The organism is Chryseobacterium gregarium DSM 19109, from assembly GCF_000430845.1.
Classification (GTDB): Bacteria; Bacteroidota; Bacteroidia; order Flavobacteriales; family Weeksellaceae; genus Chryseobacterium; species Chryseobacterium gregarium.
Genome location: NZ_AUMU01000001.1, coordinates 23,999 through 41,731 on the forward strand (window position 1 = coordinate 23,999; position 17,733 = coordinate 41,731).

Below are 17,733 nucleotides of genomic sequence, written 5' to 3' on the forward strand. Positions count from 1 at the left end.
AAATGGAGAAATTCATCCATTATTTTTAATATCTTAGCAGTTTATAATCAATGGAGAAGTTTCTCCATTTACTAATATAATAATATTTTATCATAAATGAACTTAAGATTTTCCGGACATGATACTTTTCACTGCAAACAACAGTGGTTATTAAAAGGAATTAGGCTAATAGAAGAACATGAGAATTTAGCATTTAATAACACATCTAAAGCAATAAAATTCTTAGGTGTTGGAAAAAATATGGTTTCATCGGTCAAGTATTGGTTAGAATCTTTTCATATCACGTCTTCTCATAATATAACAGAAATAGGAAATTTATTATTAGGTAGGCAAGGATATGATCCTTATTTAGAAGATGAAGGAACTCTCTGGCTACTACAGTATTATCTATGTCAAACAAAGTATGCTAGTATATTTAACATTTTATTTACGGAATATTTTAAAGATAAAGTATCCTATGAGTTTACAGAGGAACGAGTTTTAAACTTCTTAAAAAAACTGATAGAAGAAAATGATTTTAAAACAATTAGTCCGAATACATTATCTACAGATTTTAAAGTATTTATAAGGTCTTATGTGTCTTTGTCAAAAGAAAACCGAACACTAGAAGATGACTTTAATTCTCCTCTCCTTGAACTTAATTTAATCGAGTCTCCGGAAAAAGATGTCTTTAAGATAAATAAAACAGATAGACAGATACCTCCGTATATTTTTGCGTTTTTGATTTTGGAGATCGCTTATAAATTGAATAAAAGTAATTTGAGTTATAAAGTCTTACAAGAAACGGTTGGTAACTATTTCTGTCTTACAAATGACAGTTTAGAAGAACAGATCCACAAGCTTAGAGAAACATCTGTAAATTTTGTATATAATGAAGATGGAGGAACAGCAAACGTTCAGATTAAAAATAATACTAAACAAGAAAGAGCAAATATTCTTGAGCAACACTATGCAGTACAATAACATTTCGACCAATATTATTAGAGATGAAAATAAGACTCTGAATTATATAGTAACCAAAAATACTGTGGAAATATTCACTAGTATTTTTAGTAATAAGAATAAAGCAGTTAAATCTTACACTATAATAGGTAACTATGGTACGGGAAAATCAACATTTTTATGGGCTTCTGAGAAAAATTTAAAGGAAAAGATACCATACTTTGTATCTGAAATAGATAATAAGAAAGGGTATGAATTTTTAAAAATCATTGGTGAAAATACTTCAATTAGTAAAGCCTTCGCTAATGTACTAAAATGTGAAAATACTGAACATAGTTCCATTCTAGATAATCTAAATTCAAAGTATAAAATTTTAGAAAGTAAAGGTAAAGATTTAGTAATAATAGTAGATGAATTTGGTAAATTCCTGGAATACATTAATAAAACAGGTAATTCAGATGATCTTTATTTAATTCAGCAAATTTCCGAATGGGCAAATGATGAGCATAAAAATGTGAATTTCATAATTACACTTCATCAGGATTTTTCTGAGTATAGTAATAATTTGAGTAACTTAGAAAAACGTGAATGGGAAAAAGTCAAAGGTAGATTTAAAGAATTATTATTTAATGAACCCATTGAGCAACTTATTTTTTTCGCTAGTAAAACACTTGAAAATTTTTATCCGCCTAAAAGTGATAAGCAAGAGTTTGAGAAACTTAATGATTTTATTGCTACTACGGAGTTTTTCAATGTTAATAATGAGTCGTATAATGACTTGGTTAAATCCATATATCCATTGGATTGGATATCTATAAATATTCTGGTTAATAGTTTTCAACGATATGGGCAGAACGAAAGATCTTTATTCACTTTTTTAACTGACTTAGAAAATAATGGACTAAAAGAAGAGTATAATTATTCTGTTGATAAAGTGTTTGATTACATAGTAAGAAACTTATCCAGTGAAATAAATAATTACAGAAATCCCCATCGTGTTCAATGGCAAATAGCTTTTAGAGCATTTGATAGAGCTGAATTAATATTCGAAAATAAAGTTGATTATACAATTGCAAATCAAATCATAAAATGTATTTGTTTAATTAATATTTTTGCTAAAACTGATTCACTCTTAGATCAAAAAACATTGAGTGAATATTTAGGATTAGTATACCATTATTCCACGAAAAAAGTTTCTAATATTGTAGATCAGCTTATAAGTTCTGGTATTATTCGATTTTACAGACATAGTAAAAAACTTAATTTTCTTGAAGGAACAGATTTGGACATTGATCAGGAATTGGCGAATGTCTCTAAAGAAATAAATTTAGATTTCAAAATTGAAGAAGAGATTAAATCCTTACTAAAATTTCCAATTTTATCTGCAAAAAGATATTCCTATGAAAAAGGAACTCCTCGATATTTTGAGTTTAGAATTTTAGAAAATATCGATAGTGTTATATTACCTAAAGGTTCAATTGATGGCTATATTAATTTAATTTTTGACGAAAATTTAACATCAACAAAAATAAAAAGTATATCAAAAGGTTCGGGTGCAAATTTGTTTGTATTATATAAAAATACTAAAAATATTCATGAGACCATTTTCAATATTCATAAATTAAACTATATATTAAAGTCCCGGGAAGAAGATATTATAGCTAAGAAAATCCTCATTAAAGAAATAGACTATTATACTAAGCAATTAGAACAGATAATCTTAACTGATTTATTTATTATAGAGAATGATAATCAATGGATTTTTGATGGAAAAGATATTAATATACAGAGTAAAAAAGAATTAAATATAGAACTTTCAAAGGTTTGTGAATATATATATTTTAAGGAGCCTACTTATAAAAATGAACTTATCAATAGAGAGTTTATAAGTTCTCAAATTTCGACTGCTCGTAAGAAGTTGCTTCTTCAAATGTTAAATTATAGTTCTGAAGAAGGTATTGGATTTGAGGAGGATAAATTTCCACCAGAAAAATCAATATATGTTTCATTATTTGAAGATAAAGGAATTCATTACAAAAATGAAGAACTAGGATATTTTCAATTCAGAGCACCACAGGATGAATCTTGGATGTCTCTATGGGAAGAATGTGAATCATTTTTGAATAGCTCAGCATCCTCTAGAAGAAATCTTGGTGAGCTTTTCAATATTTTAAGTGAAGCACCATATAAATTAAAAAAAGGAATTCTTGATTTGTGGATTCTCTCATATTTAATTATAAAGAAAGAAGATTATGCATTATTTCATGATCAAAATGGTTTTATACCTTATATCGATGAAGGTGTATTAGATTTAGTTTATAAAAATCCAGCCTTATATTCTTTAAAAAGCTATAAAGTAGAAGGATTAAAACTTAACTTATTAGAAAGTTACAAAGAATTGGTCCAATCCCAAAATGAGTCGAGTGGTGCCAAATCATCATTCCTTACTGTTTACGGAAATTTTCTTCGGTTTTATAATTCACTTAACGATTATAGTAAAAAAACTAAATCAATTAGTGCTAAATCCATTAATTTTAGAGAGGCTATTCATAATGCAAAAGATCCAGAAGATGCCTTATTTAATCTATTTCCTGAAGCCTTAGGATTTAGCAATATAAATTTTGAAGATAATGAAGACGATTTCAATACTTATATTTTTCACATTAAAGATGCTATTAGAGAGATTCGAACAGCTTATGATCAACTGCTAAATAGGATTGAAGAACAGATTTTAAACAATCTAGAATGCGAGAATTTTGAATTTAAAAAATATAAAATTGAATTGGCAGAACGTTTAAGTTCCATAAAGCCTGAATTATTGGCTAGAGAAAACGGAGTGTTTTATAGAAGACTTGTTTCTCATATTGACGATCGAGAGTCGTGGTTAAAATCAGTTGCAGATATAGCATTGGGAAAACCCATTGATAAGATGTTAGATAGTGAGGAAATTATTTTAATGAATAACGTATCTAGTTATTCAAGAAGGCTTTTTGAAGTTTCGACTTTGCACGAATTTAGGTCTGAACGAAATAGAAAGATGATTTCTTTAACATTTTTAAATGTAGATGGTAATCAGTTGGAAAATAAGCTTATTTTAGATGAAGACTTCGAGAATGAAATTGCTAGTCAGAGAACAGAAGTTTTAAATATCATAGGATGCTTGGGTGAAAAACAACGTAAGCAATTGTTATTTCAATTATTAAATGAAGAACTAACAAACAAATAAAAAAATGTCGGAAGTTAAACACGTATTAGGTATTTCAGGCGGCAAAGATAGTGCAGCACTTGCTATATATATGAGCCAGAAGCATCCCGAAATAGATGTTGATTATTATACATGTGATACTGGAAAGGAATTAAAAGAGACTTACGATTTAATAAGCAAGCTGAATTCAGTCTTAGGTAAAGAAATAAGTCTATATAAATCAATTGATGAAGCAAATTCACCAATGAGAAATCCCTTTGATCATTTCCTAGCAATCTATGGGGGATACCTTCCTTCAGCAACAGCAAGATGGTGTACAAACAAAATGAAGTTAGAGCCCTTTGAACAGCATATAGGAAACGAACCAACTATATCCTATGTAGGAATCAGAGGGGACGAGAACAGAGACGGATATATTTCTAAAAGAGAAAACATACAAACGATATTTCCCTTCCGTAAAAATATTTGGAGTGAAGATGTAATTAAAAAATTTTTAAATAACTCTAATATTTCTTATATAACGGAGCATTATAAGTTATTGCAACCTGATAATGTCGATTTAATAATAAGCTATGTTGAACAGCCAATTTCAATGCGTTTTACACAGAAACAAAAGTTAAATGCTCTTTTAGACACTAATGTTAAGCTTTTTAACCGTGTGGTTTTTGAATGGTTGAAAGGAACAGATTATCCCGTAGGAAAATTAGATTCATTTTCATTAATTGATAATGATGAAAATCTAGTTATTGATGATATCTTTCAAATATTAGAAGATTCAGGAGTAGGTATTCCAGGATATTATAAGCCTATCGAATATAATGTAGAGATTGACGGAGAGATAAAAACAGGAACTTATGCTCGTAGTAGATCTGGATGTTTTTTTTGTTTTTATCAGCAAAAAATTGAATGGGTCTGGTTATTAGAGCAGCATCCCACATTATTTGAAGAAGCTATTTCTTATGAAAAGGAAGGTTATTCATGGATGGAAGAAAATCTTGAGGATTTAAAGCTTCCGGAGCGTGTTAACGCGATAAAGAAAGATCACTATTTAAAAACGCACCGTAAAAATGATAAGGCTAGTTTGTCATGGCAAGATCAGATCTTGCAAGCTGAAGGTGAGGGTTGTGCTAGTTGTTTTATATAATTGAAAATTTATGTTAAGAATATCATATTTAAAAATTTTTCTATTTGCATTTATTTCGATTGTCCTATTTGTTTTAATAAATATATGGATTCCCAATAACCTTCTCATAACTGTAATAACATCTGTTTTAGGGTCTGTAATTGCTAGTATTATTATATCAATTATCTATCAAAATGAGTTGCACAAGAGTTTTCAGTTCTACGAAAAATGTGGAATAAAAAAGGTGTACAGCGATTTTGAAGCTGCACATAGTGACATAAAAAATGACTTAAGTAAGAGTAGAAGTGTCGAAATATTTTTAATGTTTGGTTCATCTTTTTTTGGAACAAATGAACTAACTCTTAAAAAATTTCTATCAAATAAAAGTGCCAAATGTCGAATTTTTATTTATTCTCAGCATAATAATTTTATAGATAGTTATGGAAATCAATGGGGAAGTGATAATGTAAAGTATAATAGGGACGGTATAAAAAGTTTAATCTTGAATACAGAAGTTTTGTTAAAGCAAATTTATAATGGAATAGATTCTAATAATCGCGCTGATTTTGAAATATATAAAATTAAAGATGCTCCCATATCATATTCATTTTACAGATTTGATGATAAATTGTATTATGTACCATCGAAAATAAGTGCGTCGAAGCTTACAAAGCATCCAGTAATATTATACGAGAAAACACAAGATCAGTCAAATTTTTATAATTCAATAATTAAAGAAATTGATGAAATGATAAATACTGGGGAACTTGAAAAAGAGATTTTATGATTTGTTTTATTGATTTTGAGACAACTGGAATAGATGTATTTAAGGATAGAGCAATCGAAATTGGTGCAATATTAGTAAATGAAAATTTACAAATTGTGAATGAATACCATTCGTATATTAATCCTGATTTCAAAAGAAAATTTAAAGCTAGCGCTATTAAAACGCATGGAATAGAAAGTTCCGAGCAATTAAAACAACAACCTTTAGAAAAAGATGTTGTTGATCTTTTCTTCAATAATTTTGGAACAGATTATTGTTTTTGTAGTTGGAATATCTCCTTTGATGTAACTTTTTTTAGAAGAATGTGCCATAGAAACAGCAGAATGAAAGACTTTAATAAAATCAACTATCGCCATTTAGATTTACAGTCGATTATGAAATACTATAATGACATGAATAAGGTTTCAATTGGTAGTAACTCCTTAGATAATAACTTGAACATACTTAATATTAAAAGGTCAAAAAAGCACACAGCATTAGAAGATTCTAAACATCTACTTGAACTATATAAGTATTTATACAAAAATTAAGCTGCCCAATAGGGCAGCTTAATTTAAATAATATAATCTAGCACTTTTTCAATTTCCTCTCCTTCAAGATTAAGGATAGTTATGTATTTATTCTTAATTTTTTGAATTTCACTATCCTTTAGTAAAGCACTATCATATTTAAATAATAAAACTAATTCTATAATTGTTTTATTAGCCATAATCATTGTTTTACTAATGCCGTCCCAAATAAGATTTTTCCAAGGTATAACGTTTAAAATTAGATTCTGACTTTCGAAATCTTTTATTATTTGTGGAATAGATTTTTGTGATGTTTGCTTTATTCGATAAACTGCTTTAACAAAAGGTAATAAGCCAATCGGTCTAAACAATAAATTACCTCCATTATCGGAGTTCCTATATTGTATTGCTGATTGATCATCGGAGATTTCTTTTCTTACAAAATCTGACACAATACTATAGTTATCTACTAGGGCATTCCAGAAGTCGAAAGAGAATGTTCTAAACGATTCTAATTCTTCGTCAGAAGGTCTATACTTCAGGTAATCTTGAAATTTAACATTATCTTTCTCGGGATTTGGATTAGTGCTTTTTTGTTCCGCCCTGAAAAATCTAAGAAGTTCTCTATTGCATTCGTAGAGAGTTATAATTGATGTGAAAGCTTGTTTGTCTTCAGTTGGAATTGCTTTATTATGTGTTTTACTTATACGATCTCCAGCAAACAGAATGTGAGTTTCAATTAAATCACGAGTTATAATAGCAATTGAATCATCTTCATCCAATGCAATAATATCATCCATTGTCACAGGTTTTGCATATCTGTTTAACGTAGAAAAAAGTCTGCGAGTTCGCTTTAGTCCAGCTTCATCATTTTTGTGTCCTACAAAAATAGCTGGAATTTGCATGTTTTTCAATTCCGGATTTTCCAATAAGGCTGCTTTAATACCTTCTACACGATGTTGTCCGTCTATCGGAAAAATCTTATGCTTATCGGGAAAATCTAATAATCCAACTTTAAAAGTTTCTTCATTATCATATTTTAGCTCTACCTCAATCCAATCTGGATAAGAATCGTAAGCGGCTAGTACTAAAGCATTAAAAAAAACTTCAGGCTGGTTAAGTATATAGTCCCGAATTCCTTTATAATTGTTCGTAATACTTCTTTGAATTAATTCGTTTAAAGATTTTGCTTTATGAAGTTCATTATCAATTCTTGAGACATTATTGCTTATTTGCTCAAATGTCAAATTTGTTGTGTAATAAACCCAATCGCCTACAAATCCTCTAATAGCGGGTATTTTCATAATTAAAAAGCTTTTATTGCTTGTCTAGTCTCTTGATCAGGTATTTCATCATTCATTGGTAATAACAGAGAATTAATTAGTTTTTTTTCAATGCTTACTACATCTTCATTTTGATTTAAAACATAATATGCTAGATATAGGTCAGCAGACCAATATTTGAACATTTTTGTTATTTTTGGACGTTCATTATTCTTTGAATATTTAAAAAAATATTCTTTAACTCTTTTTCTTAAATTTTGATGCTCAGAAAATTGTGCTCTACCAATATATAGAGGCATTTCAGTTATACCAATGATTGTCTTACAGTTTAAATAAAATAAATATAAACCACCATGATCTGAAGGGATTGTACTTATATTACTATTTAAACCATCGTTTGTATCATTCAGATATTTAGTCTTTTGCCAATTGCCAAAGCTTAGATCAAATTCGTTAATATCCCATTTGCTCCATAAGAAGTTTGATAAATTATATGATAATTTACGTAATTCTAAATGCTCTCCTAAATCAAATGCTGAATCTAACATAATTATCGTCTCACAATTTCAATTAAATAATCATCAGGACTATCAAACTTACGTTCCCATCCAGGAGTTTGTCTGATTTCTAAGATGTGCTTAGCTCCACCTTCTGCAAATTCACTAATAGTTGTTAGCAATTTTCTAGAATTTAAAAAATCACTCGATTCTTTTGCATCTATTTTTCCAATTGCCATGAGGAGTAATGCGTGAGCTATCGATTCAGACCCATTAGTGATCATTTGATACTGAAATGAAGATTTATTAGGTAAATCAGTTCCAATCTCACGCTTATTGTTAATGAATCCAATTATTGCAGACCAAGCGTACACCTGCCAATACTTAGAGAAAAATTTATCGTCTTTTTTCACGATTGATTCTTGTTTTCTAGCAAACATATCTCTAATTTGTTCTACGTTAGATCCGTAGTGAACGTCACGTTTATTAATTTCTATAAATAACTTCTCCATTACTTAATCATTTTAAGGTAAGTTTTTTTATTAGTTCTTGATTCGACACCATCTTTATCAATTAAATCATTTGTTAGCTCATAATATCTGCTGATGTTTGCTCTCGTAATAAAATCAAGACGTTCATTACCTTTTAGTTTATTGTAGTCTTTTGACATGATGATTATCTGATTAAATGATCCGGATAAATTCTCAGTAAGGAAAAGAGTATTATCATCATCAAATTGAGAAGTAGGTGCATCTGCTAACAAAGGGAATGATCTATTCATCTTTTTTTCACTTAATGATAAAAATGCATTAGTTACTGCTAATTTCTGAGCAGTCAACTCTGCTGTATTAAGATTTGATAGTTGTCTTTTCGTAAGTTTATCAACAATCTTAACTCCCTTGTCAATTTCAATTTCACCTTGTGTTTTACCTCCTAAATATTTAGAATAAAGAATATTACTTTCAGTCACGATTTCATTAATTAAGGTTTCATAAGCTTGACTTTTTAGCCCTATTAAAGCCTTGTTGATTACATCAATGTACTTTTTAGCTTTAAGCTCAGTTATTTCAAAATCATCATCTATCTGAATTATTTTAGCTTTTTTATCAAGTAGGTTCTGTAAATTTTGTTCTTCATTATTCTTGTCATTTTCATAGCCATTCAATCTTCTCTCAGCGCTCGATTTACTATTATTAAGACTCTTAATTTTACTCAGTATCTGCTCAGCATTTGTAGAACCAATAGTAATCTCTGATGCTTTTTCAATACCGGAATCTGAAAACAAATTGTCACGTTGAGTAATGCTCTTTCTTCTACTTAATATAAGCTTTTGGATTTCTTCATCATTCTTATTGACTTCTTCAGAAATTTCTGGCAACTCAGATAATAAGTTTCTTTTAAACCTATTTAATTCTGTTAAATTGTCGGCCATCATTTTCTGAATCTGATTATTCCTAAAATCTTCCATTCGTGATTGAAGAGCTTTATATGCCGCACTATCATCTTCAACCGGACGTTCACATATATAACACATGTGATCTTCTAACATTTTTTGAACGTATTCAGGACCAGGTAAGGTGATAGGAACTGGGTTATCTGATTTTTGAAAGTCTTTAACTTCTTTGCTAAGTAGATTTAGATTTTTAGAGGATGCTTTAATTAATTCATCACATTTATTAAGCATCCATTTTGAAATGAATTTTTCTTTTCCTTGTGCAGAAAGGAAATCTATTTTATCGTTAGTGCTTTTAATTTCATATTCAAACTTGTTTAGTTTTGTTTTCAATTCCGAATATTTATCAAAGCCCTTTAGCTTGTCTTCCTCTTTAAGTATACTATCTTCAAGATTATGAATTTCATTTGTTGCATCAATAATTTTCCCATCCATTCCAGAGATTCTGTTCTTTGAATAGTCAATGTCTGCAATAATTTTTTCTTGTTCGGCAGAAAACTTCTTGACTTTCTTCAATTCGTTATCGATCTTTTTACTAATACTTGTTTCAGAGGCTTTAGTTATAGCAACAAGATTTTCGTAAATTGGAAAGTAAGATATTTCGTTTATCGCATTCTTTAATGTAGCAGGTTTCCCAAAATCATATAATTCATCAACAGTTTCTCCTTGAAACCACATAAATTTCCTTAGGCTTACAGGAAAGAGCTTATCCAAAAACCATATAAATTCCCCCTTGTTTAAATATTTTGTCTCACCATCCTTTACATACCATATTTGTAATTCGGGATATCCAGTATGAATTATATCATTTCCTGATTTACGATATATCATTTCTTTTTCAAAATGATACTCAACTAAATCATCTTTTATTTCATTATTGTCATGATACTCTGCGGTAAGTGTTATCATAACAGATGTTTTTAAAACACTACCATCATCCGAATTTGCAATTATGCTATCCGGCAATGTGACAACTTTGTTGGCATTTTTCCATTCTTTTTTTGATGTGTCATCCTCTTTATCAACATATATATTGTTAAAAAAAGTCCAATGAAATGCATTGAATAGATGAGACTTACCACCAGAGTTTTTAGCAGATACAATATTTAAACCCTCCTCAAAGAGAAACTCATTTTTATCTACGTAACAAAAGAAGTTTTCAATTTGTACTTTATTGATAATCATGTTTTAATTTTTAATTGTTTTGAGGTAGTTAATAAGAAAGTTTTCAAACTCTCCACGACCTTTATCTGTTAAATCTGAATCAAGTTTAAATTGAAGTAGAACATCAAAAGCCTTCTTTAAAATTTCAATATCTAATGAGTCTTCTTCAATTTTACTTTGGAAATTATTATTTAGTATTTCCAAAAATTCATCTCGTAATGAATCGTTAAGTGTTTTCATGTTATTTATAGTTATCTAGTTCCTTGTTTGCTAAATCATATATATCAATATCTAAATCATAGCACAATGTTTCCAATTCTGCTAGACAATTATCTTTATTTTCGCTTAGAACTGCAAAATTTACTAATCTGCGAAGTTCTGAAAGAAATATATTTTTTTCAATAGATGATAATTTTCCATTTGTATCAGTATGGTTAATAGTAGGTTTAACAATTAAGTCATAAATAATTGCAAAATCCTTTTCCTTGTGTTTTCTTAAAACCCTTCCTCTACGCTGTACATATTGTCTTGGATTACCAGTAGAAGAACAAAAAATAGCATATTTTGTCTGAGGTACATCAACGCCCTCATCAAGACACTTCATTGCTAATAAAGCATCTAGTTTTCCATCTTTAAATTGCTCAAGAATTTGGTCCCTATTCCTTGTTTCACCGGTGAATTTTGCCATCCGTAATGAATAATTATTAAACAATTTATTTAAGTAGATATCGATTAATTTCTCATTTTCATTTGCTTGAGTTGCATCAAAATTATCATTCTCAGTATAATCGACAGTTATTCCTTCAGGAACATAAATAAATGCTTTTTTAAAATTTTTTGCTCCGATTTCTGCAACGATATTTATTATTGCTGTAACCTTGCGATTTGCCTTATGAATTACATTTTTTCTTTTGATTAAAAGCATATTAACGTAGTCAGATTCTTTATATCTTCCCGCTTCCTGATCAAAGTGCTTTGCAAGCTCATTTGTTATTTTTAAATATTCTTCCTGTTCTTCCTGTTCCAAATTAACAATAATTGGATGATAATAATATCTACATAAAACATTATTTTCTATTGCGGTTTTCATATTGTATACATATGTGTAACCTTCTGCGGTAGTGTCAAAAAACTCTATCAGCTTTGCATTACCATCATCATCAAATTGGCGCTCTGGCGTTGCTGATAGACCTATTCTTTTATCTATATAAGTAGGTAATACTTTGAGAAAACCAGACGAACCTAAAGTGTGTGCTTCATCTGCAATTATGGTAATTTTATTAAATTCTGTTTGAAAAAGATCTCTGAAAATTCCTTGAAAGTTTTTGCCCTTGAAAGTAGCATATGTAGTAATAATGCCATAGTTTGCTTCTCTTCCGAATACTATATTTTTTCCTAACTCGTTTAACTCTTCTCTCCAAGATGAATTCAGGCTACAGCATACATAGGTATTTTGAAAATTAAACTTTACGTTTACTTCGTCTTGCCACTGTTTTACTAAAGCAGTTGTTGGAACTAAAACAATAAATTTATAGTACTTAAAAATATTGTAATCATTTAGTATACAGTTAAGGGAAGTAATAGTTTTACCAGTTCCTGTAGCCATTGCAAACAATCCCCGTCTATTATTATCCAACCAAGAATCGTATGCCTCAACTTGATATTTATGAGGAGCTCCTCCGTACGGAAATTTTGGAGTAAATGCTAAAATATCTATTTGTTCATTTAGATAATTTAATGCATCTTCAAAATAAGGTTTTTCAAAATAGCTATTTTGTTTCTCAAATAGTTTCTTTTCTTCGATTAAAAGCTCATCTATCTCTTTATTTCCAAATTTCTGTGAAATTTCAGTTTTTATGTTATCGATATTTAGATAGGTAATTTTGTCTTCGTCTCTGTATTCAATTATATTACTTATTCTACTGATTTTATCTTCAACTTTATCTGAATTACCATTAATCCAATTCGGAAAACAGTCAATAGTCTCTAAATTTTCAGTAAGTCCATAAGCGGTAAAGTTGGGAGAACCTGAGAAGGCAATAGCGTTTTCATTATCGTAATATATACCCTCCTTATAGTGTGCAATACCTTTTCCTCTTTTGGGTGTAATTACTACAAACTCTATTTTATCATAAGCAATCAACCAAGCAAGACATTCAAAAAAATGTTTGTTATATTCAGAAAGGAGATTATAAATTTGGGAAAGATTATTAATGTCAATCAAATCACTAACAACATTGCTGTTTATTCCTTTTTCTATTGCTTCTTTGTCTTTTTCTGAAAGTATATTATTTATAGCAAGCCAAATTTTTCCACCACGATGAATAAAAGAAGCAAAACCAACAGAAAGTAGATTTATTGCACTTGAACTAAAATATCCTAATAGTAAATCTAACTTATTCGAGTTCATTAAGCATTCCAAATGAAACTTCATTGGATCGTATTCATCGCCAGAAGAATATGATAATGATTTAGGAAGTTGTAAATCTTTTAGCATACATTTTTTAATTGTTGAAATAAAATATTTAATTCTTCTCTTGTCGTATTTTTATCGAAAGATATTCTAATACATTCGTTTGCCTCACTATCAGAAAAGCCCATAGCTTTTAAAACATGAGACCCCTGTACAATTCTAGATGTACATGCCGATCCATTACTAACACTAATTTCTTTATTGGATTCAACAAAAAAGGATGCGTCTAAACCTGTAATCCTGATATTAATAATATTAAATACCCTGTTAGAATTTAAAGCTATAATTTTTATATTTTTCAGAATAGCTAATTTTTCAATTATAATTTCAAATAATTCCTTTGAATGTTTTTGATTTATTTCCAAATTAGAATATGCTAAATCACATGCTTTTCCAAGACCAACAATTAGAGGTGTATTGTAGGTACCTCCTCTCATATTATTCTCTTGAGAGCCTCCGTGTAATAGAGGTGTTATTTTAATATTTTTTTTGCAGTACAAAAAACCAATTCCTTTTGGTCCGTTGATTTTATGAGCACTCATACTTAACATGTCTATTCCTAGTTCCTCTACATCCACATTTATTTTTCCAATGGCCTGGGTTGCGTCACAAAAGACTTTAATATTATGTTTTTGAGATATTTCAGAGATCTTTTTAAGATTATGAATTACACCTGTCTCATTATTAACTAACATTAAAGAAATCAATGCGGTATCAGAAGTAATTGAGGCTTCTAAGTCAGCAATATCAATAGTACCGTCAATACTAACATCTAGATAAGTCACATCAATACCCTTTGTTTCTAGATATTCACAAGTTTTTAGGACAGCTTTGTGTTCGGTTTTGCAAGTTATTATATGATTACCTTTATCGAAATTCTCTTCCATATAACCTTTAAGTGCCATATTTATAGACTCTGTTGCTCCTGAAGTAAATATTATTTCGTCAGGAGCACAATTAATTAATTGTGCACAACTGCTCCTGCTTTCTTCAATCTTTAATTTGACGGTTTTTGCGTTTAAATAATTGCTTGAAGCGTTATGATACATCATTGTAAAATAGGGTACCATCTCTTTAAAAACAGATGGGTCGACAATTGTCGTTGAAGCATTATCTAAGTAAATCATTTGAAGTTAAATAATATTAATATATAAAGATAATCAATGGGAGATAGAAAAAATACGGGAATCCTCAAATTTGTTAGTTGCTCTATATTCTATTCTGATCTAAGTTATCCTTGTCTTATAATTTAAATATATTGGGAATATTCGAATTTTTTTTTCTAAAGAAAAAGTTTACAAAACAGGCTCAATATTAACAACCACGCTATCCATAATCTTTGTCCCACTTTCATTATAAATCTGCTTCACTGTAACCTTTATCCGATCATATTCTGGAGTAGGGAAATTCATCAGCTCAGAAACATTTTTATAACCAAAAGCCTTGGCTAACAATGAAATATGGCGAGTGGAGTATTTATGATTTTCTTTTATATTCTCAACATTACCAACAAAGCTTTTTGTTAAACCCATTTTTAAACTTAATTTTTCTTGAGATAATCCTTTTTTCACTCTTAACTTCTTAATATGATTCATCAGATCATAATCAAATTGAGTTGTTTCAAACACGAAAGTTTTGTTCATATTTCTTCAAAATATCACACCTATATATTGGTGTATTAAAATATATTCTTATATTTGTAAAAGCGAATCAATAATTAGCCTGATATAGGCATAATTGAAACGATGTATCTCGAACCAAATACGACCAATATTCACCGAGATTATCGTGAAATCGCTCCATGTCGAAAAGTTTCTTACTTTTGCATACGGCATGTGGGCGGTTCTCACGTACACTTTAGGTGAAGCATTATTTTTAATGCATGGGTCTTGGTCGTCCCTGGTTCTAGAGTGTGAGACCGCTCCATGCTATTTTGCATATCACCTTCTCATACTTCAAAAGCATCGTTCCATATAATAAAAACATATATGATGAGAACGACATTTTCAACCATTCTGCCACGTTTCCCACCGTAATAGCCAGAGACATGCAGATGAAAACTTTACAGCTCTATACCAAAACGGCCCACAAAATGCAGGAAGTCGAGGTATAGCCTCACTAATAGCCGCCACACTCCGAAATTCCTTTAAGAGTAAGGGAAAGACAAAGTACACATTAAACTCACTCCTTAAAAGTACTGGCTTTCTTTCAATTTTCCAAATTATTTTTCAGCACGAAAGGAATTTAAAAAAAGTGAACGGTCTGCATAATGCAGATGGTTAGAGCTGTTTTTAAATTCAGTTGATATTATGTCATAAAGACACGATACAATAGGGTATAACCTATTGAGGCTTGGAAATTAATTTTGCTTACATCTACTATGGTGACAATTCAGGAAGTTTTCTGCCTAGTTAGGAACACCATTAATCAAAAAACAGAACCTATGAAAAAGAACAAAATAGACCTGGAATCCCGGTTTTGGTCCGGCCGGAAGAAGCATTCGCCCCTCCCGCTGATGGAGGTATTTTTCCGGTTCCATGACCCGGTGACGGCGAAGGAGCGGCTCAACCGGATCATGCAGTACGCGGTCCAGGGGAAAACCCGGATCGGGGAAGACCCTTCGGTGGTCTTTCACTTCCACCAATCGCTGCGGTCGTTTCTCCGGGCAGGATGGTGCCTCCGAAAGAAACCCGGGAAATGGGCGGTCGATGTACTTCCGGAACCCGGCAGCCCGCTGGTGCAGGGCTCACTGTCGGAGGAAGAATACCGGGACCCGGGGCGGGTCTTCCGCAACGCTTTTAAGGAGTACCGCCTTGAGGAGTTCGAAGAGTTCCTGTCGGACGTGGTGTATTTCTCGCTCGGGACCTTTAACCATGTACCGGAGCGTGATATCATCGGCCCGTACCTCCACCTGGTCAAAATGCTGGATGCGGCGTGGCTGATGCTGGAAGGAAGGGCTCCGGCAGGCCCGGCCACCGGACCGTAAAGGGATGTGGGTTATTATAGAACAGGCAGGTAAGTGGGATGGATCGGGCATTGCCGGAGCGGTGGCAGGTCTGCCGGTCTGATTCGCGTTGTACCGTTCCGCTACCATAGGAAAGATTCCCTTTCCATGGCGGTATGGGGCATGTTTTACGGCGTGTTGTTTCAGAAGGATATGGGTTGCTCCACCTATAAAAAAGCAATAAAATATTGAAATATTAGCAATGAATTATTGGTGAGTACAGATAAATTTGTATTTTTGTCTTTCAACCGCCGGAGCATCAGGATGCTTACGCCAGTGGCCGGAACCGGGTTTACAGGAACCGGGACCGGACGTAGGGTAGGAGACGATACCCGGCAGACAATAACCATAGATATGAGAACACCCCCCGTCCCAACAGCCTTTCCGCCCGTTGCCCTCATGGGAACGGTGCCACCCGGTGCCCCCACCGGCCCGCCCGCCCATCATCCCCCGCGACCTATTACCGTAACGTTTACCGTTACCGGACAGAACCACCGGAACATACAAAAAGCCCTTCCCCAAAAATCCGGCGACCCCAGGGAAGAGCATGGCTTAAAAAGTTTAATAAAAATCCCATTTAAAATGATAAAAGAACCCTGCAGTTATAGTAATGGTTTTCATCAGTAAAGATACCCATGACCTTAAACTTTTAGCGTTAAGCAAATTGAAAAGCAGGGGCCACTAAAAAAGTTTTGTGTTCGAAGCGCGGCTAGAATATTCAACTGAAAAACCAATAGTCAATCCGCGCAAGTTTAAACTTTTCAGCGCGGGCTCAATTTGTAGCGTAAAAAAGTTTTAAGTCTTGATTTTTTGGTTCGTTTTGCATCAAGGCAAAATGAACGGATAGAAAATAAATAAAATAGAAGCAAAAGAAGGATTGAGTGAATCAGATATAAGATTATCAATTTCAGCGGAAGAATCCAGGTCTTTATCTTTTGGTTCGTTTTATATCAAGGCAAAATGAACGAATCAACATAAAAAATTAAAAAGCCCTTTCCCTAAAGTTTGGCGACCCGGGAAAGAGCATGATTTAAAAAAGTTTAATTAAAAACCCATACCAATCTATGAAAAAACCCCTTTACAAAGCTTACCGTTCCCACTGCTGACCACAACCAATGACAATACCGACCGTAAATAAAAACGACCTAGGAGTCTGGAGCGTTAAGAAAACCTCAGAGAGGTTCGCCGATTCGTTAATTATTATAAACAATCAGAGGCAAATGAGGCCTGTGAGCGTTAAAAAAATTCTAGTGTCCGAAGTGCGAGACCAATAGCGATGTATTCACCAAAAAA

Annotated in this window: 15 protein-coding genes; 7 read left to right on the top strand and 8 right to left on the bottom strand. The window is 31.5% G+C overall.

Going from position 1 to position 17,733, the window contains the following annotated elements:
• Positions 1 to 96 precede the first annotated feature (96 nt).
• From H561_RS0100190 to H561_RS0100210, 5 genes are read left to right on the top strand one after another with little or no spacing between them, the layout of a single operon-like run.
• A complete protein-coding gene (locus tag H561_RS0100190; protein WP_027385159.1) occupies positions 97 to 963 on the top strand; it encodes a DUF4007 family protein in 867 nt (288 codons plus the stop codon).
• Positions 878 to 4,168 (top strand): hypothetical protein, encoded by a 3,291-nt coding sequence (locus H561_RS0100195; protein WP_034761006.1) that lies wholly within the window; start codon positions 878 to 880, stop codon positions 4,166 to 4,168. Before H561_RS0100190 ends, H561_RS0100195 begins: the two co-directional genes overlap by 86 nt.
• Before the next feature lie 4 nt (positions 4,169 to 4,172).
• Positions 4,173 to 5,291 (top strand): phosphoadenosine phosphosulfate reductase family protein, encoded by a 1,119-nt coding sequence (locus tag H561_RS0100200; RefSeq protein WP_027385161.1) that lies wholly within the window; start codon positions 4,173 to 4,175, stop codon positions 5,289 to 5,291.
• A gap of 10 nt (positions 5,292 to 5,301) precedes the next feature.
• A complete protein-coding gene (locus H561_RS0100205) occupies positions 5,302 to 6,057 on the top strand; it encodes a hypothetical protein (RefSeq protein ID WP_027385162.1) in 756 nt (251 codons plus the stop codon).
• Positions 6,054 to 6,587 (top strand): 3'-5' exonuclease, encoded by a 534-nt coding sequence (locus H561_RS0100210; RefSeq protein WP_027385163.1) that lies wholly within the window; start codon positions 6,054 to 6,056, stop codon positions 6,585 to 6,587. Before H561_RS0100205 ends, H561_RS0100210 begins: the two co-directional genes overlap by 4 nt.
• 23 nt (positions 6,588 to 6,610) lie before the next feature.
• Here the strand turns inward: H561_RS0100210 and H561_RS21830 are convergent, their stop codons facing one another.
• The 8 genes from H561_RS21830 to H561_RS21835 all read right to left on the bottom strand — a co-directional run bounded on the left by H561_RS21830 (position 6,611) and on the right by H561_RS21835 (position 15,079).
• Positions 6,611 to 7,870: a DNA sulfur modification protein DndB gene (locus H561_RS21830; protein ID WP_051349260.1), complete on the bottom strand. Its 1,260-nt coding sequence runs from the start codon at positions 7,868 to 7,870 to the stop codon at positions 6,611 to 6,613.
• A gap of 2 nt (positions 7,871 to 7,872) precedes the next feature.
• Positions 7,873 to 8,397, bottom strand: a complete 525-nt coding sequence (locus tag H561_RS0100220) for a GIY-YIG nuclease family protein (RefSeq protein ID WP_027385164.1) — start codon at positions 8,395 to 8,397, stop codon at positions 7,873 to 7,875.
• A 2-nt stretch (positions 8,398 to 8,399) separates the two neighbouring features.
• Positions 8,400 to 8,858, bottom strand: a complete 459-nt coding sequence (locus tag H561_RS0100225; RefSeq protein WP_027385165.1) for a hypothetical protein — start codon at positions 8,856 to 8,858, stop codon at positions 8,400 to 8,402.
• Positions 8,858 to 10,984 (bottom strand): hypothetical protein, encoded by a 2,127-nt coding sequence (locus H561_RS0100230; protein WP_027385166.1) that lies wholly within the window; start codon positions 10,982 to 10,984, stop codon positions 8,858 to 8,860. The genes H561_RS0100225 and H561_RS0100230 overlap by 1 nt, the downstream gene beginning before the upstream one ends.
• A gap of 3 nt (positions 10,985 to 10,987) precedes the next feature.
• Complete coding sequence (locus tag H561_RS0100235) at positions 10,988 to 11,203, bottom strand: hypothetical protein (protein WP_027385167.1); 216 nt, start codon at positions 11,201 to 11,203, stop codon at positions 10,988 to 10,990.
• 1 nt (position 11,204) lies between these two features.
• Complete coding sequence (locus H561_RS0100240) at positions 11,205 to 13,460, bottom strand: DEAD/DEAH box helicase family protein (RefSeq protein WP_027385168.1); 2,256 nt, start codon at positions 13,458 to 13,460, stop codon at positions 11,205 to 11,207.
• Positions 13,454 to 14,563, bottom strand: a complete 1,110-nt coding sequence (locus H561_RS0100245; protein WP_027385169.1) for a cysteine desulfurase family protein — start codon at positions 14,561 to 14,563, stop codon at positions 13,454 to 13,456. The genes H561_RS0100240 and H561_RS0100245 overlap by 7 nt, the downstream gene beginning before the upstream one ends.
• A gap of 168 nt (positions 14,564 to 14,731) precedes the next feature.
• The gene (locus tag H561_RS21835) at positions 14,732 to 15,079 is read right to left on the bottom strand and encodes a helix-turn-helix domain-containing protein (protein WP_034761010.1); all 348 of its coding nucleotides are present in this window, start codon (positions 15,077 to 15,079) and stop codon (positions 14,732 to 14,734) included.
• Between the two features lie 800 nt (positions 15,080 to 15,879).
• Here H561_RS21835 and H561_RS23170 point away from each other — a divergent pair.
• Together H561_RS23170 and H561_RS0100265 are read left to right on the top strand one after the other, a co-directional pair.
• The gene (locus tag H561_RS23170) at positions 15,880 to 16,422 is read left to right on the top strand and encodes a hypothetical protein (protein ID WP_155845704.1); all 543 of its coding nucleotides are present in this window, start codon (positions 15,880 to 15,882) and stop codon (positions 16,420 to 16,422) included.
• Between the two features lie 255 nt (positions 16,423 to 16,677).
• Positions 16,678 to 17,067 carry a hypothetical protein gene (locus tag H561_RS0100265; protein WP_155845705.1) on the top strand — a complete coding sequence of 130 codons (390 nt, stop codon included), beginning with the start codon at positions 16,678 to 16,680 and terminating at the stop codon, positions 17,065 to 17,067.
• The last annotated feature ends 666 nt before the right edge of the window (positions 17,068 to 17,733 follow it).